This is a genomic window from Rhodobacter sp. SGA-6-6, assembly GCF_011043545.1.
GTDB lineage: Bacteria > Pseudomonadota > Alphaproteobacteria > Rhodobacterales > Rhodobacteraceae > Pseudogemmobacter.
The window spans coordinates 329,832-337,467 of record NZ_JAAKGP010000005.1; the positions used below are offsets into that span (position 1 = coordinate 329,832).

Below are 7,636 nucleotides of genomic sequence, written 5' to 3' on the forward strand. Positions count from 1 at the left end.
AAGACATGACCTTCAAGCCCGCCCCATGGCCCCGGAAGCTGCGCAGCCAGGAGTGGTTCGCCGGAACCTCGAAGGACGCGATCTACCATCGGTCTTGGATGAAGAACCAGGGCCTGCCGGCCGACCTCTTCGACGGCCGCCCGGTGATCGGCATCCTCAATACGTTTTCCGAGCTGAACCCCTGCAATGCCCATCTGAACGACCTGGCCGAGCGGGTGAAGCACGGCGTCTACGAGGCGGGCGGGCTGCCGGTGATCGTTCCCGTCTTCAGTGTCAGCGAGTCCGGCTTCCGCCCCACCGCGATGATGTTCAGGAACCTCGCCGCCATGGCGGTGGAGGAAACCATCCGCGGCCAGCAGATCGACGGGGTGGTCTGCCTGGTCGGCTGCGACAAGACCACGCCTTCGCTGCTGATGGGGGCGGCCAGCTGCGACCTGCCGACGATCATGGTCTCCGGCGGGCCGATGCTGAACGGCTGGTTCCGGGGCGAGAGGATCGGCTCGGGGACGCACCTCTGGAAGTTCTCCGAGGCGGTGAAGGCCGGCGAGATGACGGCGGCGGATTTCGTCGAGGCCGAGGCCTCGATGAGCCGCAGCCCCGGGTCCTGCAACACCATGGGCACGGCCTCGACCATGGCTTCGATGGTGGAGGCGCTCGGCATGACGCTGTCCGGCAATGCCGCCATCCCGGCGGTGGACAGCCGCCGCCGGGTGATGGCGCAGTTGACCGGGCGGCGGATCGTGCAGATGGTGAAGGACGACCTGAAACCCTCGGACATCCTCACCCGCGAGGCCTTCCAGAACGCCATCCGCACCAATGCGGCCATCGGCGGCAGCACCAATGCGGTGATCCACCTGCTGGCCATCGCCGGGCGGCTGGGGGTGGACCTTTCTCTGGACGACTGGGACCTCTGGGGCCGCGACGTGCCGACCGTGGTCAACCTGATGCCCTCGGGCAAATACCTGATGGAGGAATTCTTCTACGCCGGCGGCCTGCCGGTGGTGATCAAGCGGCTGGGGGAGGCGGGGCTGCTGAACCGCGACGCCCTGACCGTCTCGGGCGGGCCGGTCTGGGACGAGGTGAAGGACGTCCGCAACTGGAACGAGGACGTGATCCTGCCGGCGGAGAAGGCGCTGACCTCCTCGGGCGGCATCGTGGTCCTGCGCGGCAACCTGGCGCCGGACGGGGCGGTGCTGAAGCCCTCGGCCGCCAGCCCGCATCTGATGAAGCACCGGGGCAGGGCGGTGGTGTTCGAGGACATCGACGACTACAAGGCCAGGATCGAGGACGAGGCGCTGGAGATCGACGAGACCTGCGTCATGGTGCTGAAGAATTGCGGGCCCCGCGGTTATCCCGGCATGGCCGAGGTCGGCAACATGGGCCTGCCGCCGAAGGTGCTGCGCAAGGGCATCACCGACATGGTGCGGATCTCCGACGCGCGGATGAGCGGGACGGCCTATGGCACCGTGGTCCTGCACACCTCGCCCGAGGCGGCGCGCGGCGGGCCGCTGGCGGTGGTGCGGACCGGCGATGTGATCGAGCTGGACGTCGAGGCGCGGCGGCTGCACCTGGACATTCCCGAGGATGAACTGGCGGCGCGGCTGGCGGCCTGGAAGCCGGCGGTGGAACCCCCGGCCTCGGGCTATGCCAAGCTCTACCACGACCATGTGCAGGGGGCCGACAAGGGCGCCGACATGGATTTCCTGATCGGCTGCCGCGGCAATGCCGTGGCGCGGGAGAGCCATTGATGAGCCGCGCCACCTGTCTGGTCGGAATCGGAAAGATCGCGCTGGATCAGCATGTTCCGGCGCTGTCCTCGAGTCCCGACTTCCACCTCGCCTGCACCGTCAGCCGCAACGGCCATGTGCCCGGCGTGCCCGCCCATGCCTCGCTGGAAGCCGCGCTGGCGGCGCATCCCGAGGTGGAGCTGGTCTCGCTCTGCCTGCCCCCCGTGCCGCGCTTCGCGGCGGCCGAGGCGGCGCTGCTGGCCGGGCGGCATCTGATGCTGGAGAAGCCCCCGGGCGCGACCCTGGCCGAGGTCCATGCCTTGCAGGCGATGGCGGAAGCACGCGGCCTCAGCCTCTACGCCACCTGGCACAGCCGGATGGCCCGGGCGGTGGCGCAGGCGAAGGCCTGGCTCTCGGGGCGCGAGGTGACCAGGGCCCGCATCGACTGGCGCGAGGACGTGCGCAAGTGGCACCCCGGGCAGGACTGGGTGTTCGAGCCCGGCGGCATGGGCGTCTTCGACCCCGGCATCAACGCGTTGTCGATCCTGACCGAGATTCTGCCCCGCCCGGTCCACCTGACCGCCGCGGTGCTGCAGTTCCCCGCCAACCGCCAGACCCCGATCGCCGCCGAGCTGACCTTCACCGGCGGCGTCTCTGCCGGCTTCGACTGGCGGCAAGAGGGGCCGCAGACCTGGGACATCGTGGTCGACACCGCCGACGGCGCCCGGATGGCGCTGCGCATGGGCGGCAACGTGATGGAGGTCGACGGCGTGCCGGTGGCGGGGGAGGCCGACATCATGGGCGAATATCCCGCGCTCTACGCCCGGATGGCCGGGCTGCTGGTGGCCGGAACCAGCGAGGTGGACCTGTCGCCGATGGTTCATGTCGCCGATGCGCTGACGCTGGGGCGGCGCGAGGTGGTGGAGCCGTTCCACTTCTGACCGGCGGTCGGCAAATTGCGCGGCTTCGCCGCAAGCCTTTTCTCTCGCCTCTGCGCGCAAGCGCGCAACCGGCTCGGGTTTGCCTCCGGCGGGGATATTTATGGGCAGGTGAAATGGGAGGGTGCGCTTCGCCCTTTCATCTTGGCCCAAATACTCTCAGGGGGTTTGGGGGCAGAATGCCCCCAATGTCGGGGCGGGGGCTTGCCATTCCCCGCTGCGGGGGATGAGATGCCGGCCGACCCCCCAAAGGAGCGCGCGATGCAAAAGGTGTTCGACGGCCACAACGATCTTCTCCTGCGGCTGCATCTGGCGCCGGAGCGGCGGGAGGAGATTTTCCTGACCGGCGAGGGGAAAGGCCATCTCGACCTGCCGCGGATGCAGGCGGGCGGCTTCGCCGGCGGGCTGTTCGCGATCTACATCCCCTCGCCGAAGGTCGACGGCTTCGACTTCATGGCGGCGATGGAGAACCCGCCCTTCGACCTGCCGCTGCCCGACCTGATCGGCGCGGCCGAGGCGATCGGCCCGGCGATGCATCAGGCCGGGCTGTTCCACTGGATGGTGCGGGCCTCGGGCGGGGCCTTCCGCGCCTGCCGCTCGGTGGCCGAGATCGAGGCGGCGGCGGCCGAGGGTGCGGTGGCGGGCGTGCTGCACATGGAGGGGGCCGAGGCCATCGGCCCCGACCTCGATGCGCTGCACCTGCTCCACGCCGCCGGGCTGCGGTCGCTGGGGCCTGTCTGGAGCCGCCCGACCATCTTCGGCCATGGCGTGCCCTTCCGCTTCCCGGGCGATCCCGACACCGGCCCCGGGCTGACGCCGGAGGGCGAGGCGCTGGTGCGGGACTGCAATGCGCTGCGGGTGATGCTGGACCTCAGCCACCTGAACGCCGCCGGCTTCCGCGACGTGATGCGGCTTTCCGATGCGCCGCTGGTGGCGACGCATTCCTGCGTCCATGCCGTCTGCCCCTCGACCCGCAACCTGACCGACTGGCAGCTGGACGCCATCGCCGAGACCGACGGCATGGTCGGGCTGAACTTCGCCACCTGCTTCCTGCGCCCCGACGGCCGCGACGGCGCCGACATGGGCTGGGAGGTGGTGATGCGCCACCTCGACCACCTGCTGGACCGGCTGGGCGAGGACCGGGTCGGATTCGGCTCGGACTTCGACGGCGCCACCATGCCCGAGGGGATCGGCGACGTGGCCGGGCTGCCGCGGCTGGTGCAGGCCTGCCGTAACCACGGCTATGGCGCGGCGCTGGTGGAGAAGCTGGCCTTCGGCAACTGGATGCGGGTGCTGCGGCGGACCTGGGGCGCCTGACTCCGGCGCCTGCGCGGGGAATCGCGAAGACCCGCGCAGGGGCGCTTGACAAAGATTACCAATTTGGTCAGGAATAGGCTCAAGACCAAGCCAGTCCCTCTCCGCGTGGGCCAGCCCGGTGTTCCTTGCCCCGATGGAGAGCCTTATGTCCCCGCAGGTTCCGCGTCCCGAAGCGCTGCCCGGCCCCGTGCCGGCCGGTGTCGTCGAACTGCTGACCCGCGCGGTGGCGGGCCTCTACGAAGGGTTGATGCCCGGCGCCCGGCTGGAGGCGCTGATCGACCATCTGGAGATGCGGAAATGAACGCGCGCGCCGAACCCTTCCTGACCCCCTGGCTGACCGCCGATGCCACCCCCGTCCACGAGGCGCGGGTGCTGACCGAGGGCGGCAGCCTGGCCCGGATCGACCTGGACGGCCAGATCTACACGCTGCGGATCACCCGGCAGGGCAAGCTGATCCTGACCAAGTGAACGGTGGCGGGGCGGCAGGTGCTGCCCCGCGCCTCGGGAACGGCCGGTCCCTTTTTCCCGGGGGACGGGCCGCGGCTGGCGGGGCGGGGGGAATACCGCCCCGGCCAGCACCGCCGCACCGCCTGCGGGATCAGCCGCCAGTATGGCTCATGTGACGGGTCATCTGGCCGCTGACGCCCCGGCGGGAATAATCGAAGTCATGGCCCTTGGGCTTGCGCGCGATGGCGGCGCGGATCGCCTGTTCGACCGCCTCGTCCTCCGGGCTGGCGCGCAGCGGCGCGCGCAGGTCGGCCATGTCCTCCTGCCCGAGGCACATGTAAAGCTCGCCGGTGCAGGTCAGCCGCACCCGGTTGCAGCTTTCGCAGAAATTATGGGTCAGGGGGGTGATGAAGCCGATCCTTTGCCCGGTCTCCTCCAGCCGCACGTATCGGGCGGGGCCGCCGGTCCTTTCGGTCAAGTCGGTGACGGTGAAGCGCTCCTCGTAGCGGCGGCGGAGGTCCTTGAGGCTCCAATATTGGTCCAGCCGGGCGGGTTCGATCTCGCCCATCGGCATGACCTCGATCCAGGTCAGGTCGTGGCCCTCGGCGGCGCACCAGTCGGTGAGGGCGAATTGCTCGTCCTCGTTGAAGCCTTTCAGCGCCACGGCATTGATCTTGACCCGCAGGCCGGCGGCCCTGGCCGCGGCGATCCCGTCCAGAACCTGCGGCAGCCGGCCCCAGCGGGTGATCTGCGCGAACTTGCCCGGGTCCAGCGTATCCAGCGAGACATTGACCCGCTTGATGCCGAGGTCGGCCAGAGGTTGCGCGAAACGGGACAACTGGCTGCCGTTGGTGGTCAGCGTCAGCTCCTTCAGCGCGCCGCTGTCCAGATGCCGCGCCATCGCCTCGAAGAAGGTGAGGATGCCCTTGCGCACCAAGGGCTCGCCGCCGGTGACGCGCAGCTTCTGCACGCCCAGCCGGACGAAGGCCGAGCAGAGCCGGTCCAGTTCCTCCAGCGTCAGCAGGTCGGCCTTGGGCAGGAAGGTCATGTGTTCCGCCATGCAATAGGTGCAGCGGAAATCGCAGCGGTCGGTGACCGAGACGCGCAGGTAGGAGATGGCGCGCTGGAAGGGGTCGATGAGCGGGGCTGCGGTCATGCCCAGAAGGTAGGGTCGGGCGGGGGCCTGCACAAGCGGGAAAGAGGGGCGGGAAAGCGGGGCGGGAAGCGGCGCAAGGCCGCCGGGCCGGGAAAGCGGCGGTTGCGGGGGCAGGGGCGGCGGACTATCGTCTCAGGCATGATGATGCGAGTGACCCCGATGCACCTGACCGCCCGAGTCCTTCTCCTTTCCGTGACGCTGCTGCCGCTGGCCGGTTGCGCGGCATTGCAGGGGAAATCCTCCGCCCCCGCCGAGCCGGGGATGGCGACCGAATTCGCCCCCGCGGTGGAAACCCAGTCGCTGGAGGCCATGGGCTCCGGCCAGTCGGTCGCGGCGCTGGACCGCACCTCCGAGGCCGAGAAACAGGCGGCGCTGGCGGCGGCGCCGGGCGGCGGGGAGCTGGGGCGGCAGATCGTCGCGCTCGGCGCGCCGGCGGACACCGGGCTCTGGGTGCAGACCTCGCTGGTGAAGGCGGTGACGAAGGGCTCGGTCCGGGCGCCGAACGGCAAGGTGCTGGCGGTGGAGCTGCGGCCGGGCAGCGGGGCGGCGCTGATGTCGCTCTCGGCCTATCAGGCGCTCGGCATCGGGCTGACGGAACTGCCCGAGATGGTCATCCTCGGCTCCTGACGGCCGGCCGCCGGGGGCGCTTCGCCCCCACCGCGACCATTGGTTGCTCGAACCAATGGCGCAAACAATGGTCGCCCCCCCGAGGATATTTAAGTCCAGAAAGAGGAGGGCTCCTTTTGCCCTCTTTCTGGACTTAAATATCCCCGCCGGAGGCTCCGCGGTTTCCGCCGGGGCTGCGGTCAGGCCAGGTGCCGGGCGGCCTCTTTCCGGGCGAAGGGCTTCATCCTTTCGCCATGTTCGGCCAGGAAGGCGCGGGTCCGGGCGGCGTCGTGTTTCGACAGATCGCGCAGCCACCAGGCCACCGCCTTCTGGATGAACCAGTCGCGGTCTGCCACATAGCCGGCAGCCCAGCCGAGCACGCGCTCGCGGATCTCCAGGTCCTGCGGCTTGACCTTGTTCATCTTCGCCCAGGGCAGCGTCATCACCAGCGCGGCGCGGCGGGTCCACATGTTGGGCGAGGTGGTCCAGCTCTCGACCTGATCCAGCCGCGACGGATCGGCCAGCAGGCGGCGGGCGCCGGCGTCGCAGGCGTGGTCGGCGATGGCCCAGGCGTCGAACTGCGGCACCCAGGAGGCGATGAGTGCCCAGGCCCCCTCGTCCGGGCGCAGCCGGGCCTGCACCAGCAGCTTGGCGGCGGCGATGCGGGCCTCGTGGATGTCGGTCTGCCAGAGGGCATCGGCCAGCGCCACCCGCTCTTCCACCGTGCGGGTCGCGCGCCAGCCGTCGGCGAGGTCGGCCAGCACCGGCACCGGGATGCCGAGATAACGCCGCGGCGCCTTGTGGTAGGCGGCGGATTGCAGCGCCCGGGCCGGGTCCTCGCGCGACAGCAGGTCGTCGAGCGGGGTCATTCCACCGTCACCGATTTCGCCAGGTTGCGCGGCTGGTCCACGTCGGTGCCCTTGGCGATGGCGGTATGATAGGCCAAGAGCTGCGCCGGCACCGCATAGAGGATCGGCGCCCATTCCGGGGCCACCTGCGGCAGGGTCAGCACCTGCCAGCTGCCGCGCCCGGCCTCCTCCACCCCCGCGGCGTCGGAGAGCAGCAGCACCTTGCCGTGCCGCGCCATCACCTCCTGCATGTTGGAGACGGTCTTGTCGAACAGCGCGTCCTTCGGTGCCAGCACGACCACCGGCACCGCGGCGTCGATCAGCGCGATCGGGCCGTGCTTCAGCTCGCCCGAGGCATAACCTTCGGCGTGGATGTAGCTGATTTCCTTCAGTTTCAGCGCCCCCTCCAGCGCCAGCGGGAACATCGCGCCGCGGCCGAGGAAGAGGATGTCCTGCGCCTTGGCCAGCTCCTCCGCCACCCGCGCCACCGCATCGGACAGGCCGAGGGCGGCGTTCATCAGCCCGGGCAGCGCCTGCAGCCCGGCCAGGTGCCCGGCCAGCGCGGCGGCGTCGATCCGGCCGCGGTCGACGCCTGCT

Annotated in this window: 9 protein-coding genes; 6 read left to right on the forward strand and 3 right to left on the reverse strand. The window is 70.1% G+C overall.

Translation table 11 applies throughout. The annotated features are described in order from the left end of the window. Nucleotides 1-5 precede the first annotated feature (5 nt). The 5 genes from araD (at nt 6) to G5B31_RS12225 (ending at nt 4,450) form a co-directional block, all read left to right on the forward strand. Nucleotides 6-1,748, forward strand: coding sequence for an L-arabinonate dehydratase (araD, locus tag G5B31_RS12205; protein ID WP_165017984.1), 1,743 nt, complete (start codon nt 6-8; stop codon nt 1,746-1,748). Further along, nucleotides 1,748-2,668, forward strand: coding sequence for a Gfo/Idh/MocA family protein (locus tag G5B31_RS12210; RefSeq protein WP_165017987.1), 921 nt, complete (start codon nt 1,748-1,750; stop codon nt 2,666-2,668). The genes araD and G5B31_RS12210 overlap by 1 nt, the downstream gene beginning before the upstream one ends. 258 nt (nt 2,669-2,926) lie before the next feature. Continuing rightward, nucleotides 2,927-3,982: a dipeptidase gene (locus G5B31_RS12215; protein ID WP_165017990.1), complete on the forward strand. Its 1,056-nt coding sequence runs from the start codon at nt 2,927-2,929 to the stop codon at nt 3,980-3,982. A 145-nt stretch (nt 3,983-4,127) separates the two neighbouring features. Next, nucleotides 4,128-4,283: a hypothetical protein gene (locus tag G5B31_RS12220; protein ID WP_165017993.1), complete on the forward strand. Its 156-nt coding sequence runs from the start codon at nt 4,128-4,130 to the stop codon at nt 4,281-4,283. Beyond that, nucleotides 4,280-4,450 (forward strand): hemin uptake protein HemP, encoded by a 171-nt coding sequence (locus tag G5B31_RS12225; RefSeq protein WP_165017996.1) that lies wholly within the window; start codon nt 4,280-4,282, stop codon nt 4,448-4,450. Before G5B31_RS12220 ends, G5B31_RS12225 begins: the two co-directional genes overlap by 4 nt. A 130-nt stretch (nt 4,451-4,580) precedes the next feature. Here G5B31_RS12225 and moaA read toward each other — a convergent pair whose 3' ends face one another. Then, entirely contained in the window at nt 4,581-5,585 is a 1,005-nt protein-coding gene (gene moaA, locus G5B31_RS12230; RefSeq protein ID WP_165017999.1) for a GTP 3',8-cyclase MoaA, read from the reverse strand. 150 nt (nt 5,586-5,735) lie between these two features. Here moaA and G5B31_RS12235 point away from each other — a divergent pair, with 150 nt between their 5' ends. Further along, nucleotides 5,736-6,212 (forward strand): hypothetical protein, encoded by a 477-nt coding sequence (locus tag G5B31_RS12235; protein ID WP_394352129.1) that lies wholly within the window; start codon nt 5,736-5,738, stop codon nt 6,210-6,212. A gap of 179 nt (nt 6,213-6,391) precedes the next feature. On the opposite strand, the gene G5B31_RS12240 is transcribed toward G5B31_RS12235, so the two are convergent. After that, entirely contained in the window at nt 6,392-7,060 is a 669-nt protein-coding gene (locus tag G5B31_RS12240) for a DNA alkylation repair protein (RefSeq protein ID WP_165018002.1), read from the reverse strand. Then, nucleotides 7,057-7,636 (reverse strand): SIS domain-containing protein (locus tag G5B31_RS12245; protein ID WP_165018005.1); only part of this gene is annotated, 580 nt, incomplete at its 5' end. The genes G5B31_RS12245 and G5B31_RS12240, both read right to left, overlap by 4 nt.

Coding starts and splice junctions, on each gene's coding strand:
- araD (WP_165017984.1), top strand. CDS start 6: ATGACCTTCAAGCCCGCCCCATGGCCCCGGAAGCTGCGCAGCCAGGAG.
- G5B31_RS12210 (WP_165017987.1), top strand. CDS start 1,748: ATGAGCCGCGCCACCTGTCTGGTCGGAATCGGAAAGATCGCGCTGGAT.
- G5B31_RS12215 (WP_165017990.1), top strand. CDS start 2,927: ATGCAAAAGGTGTTCGACGGCCACAACGATCTTCTCCTGCGGCTGCAT.
- G5B31_RS12220 (WP_165017993.1), top strand. CDS start 4,128: ATGTCCCCGCAGGTTCCGCGTCCCGAAGCGCTGCCCGGCCCCGTGCCG.
- G5B31_RS12225 (WP_165017996.1), top strand. CDS start 4,280: ATGAACGCGCGCGCCGAACCCTTCCTGACCCCCTGGCTGACCGCCGAT.
- moaA (WP_165017999.1), bottom strand. CDS start 5,585: ATGACCGCAGCCCCGCTCATCGACCCCTTCCAGCGCGCCATCTCCTAC.
- G5B31_RS12240 (WP_165018002.1), bottom strand. CDS start 7,060: ATGACCCCGCTCGACGACCTGCTGTCGCGCGAGGACCCGGCCCGGGCG.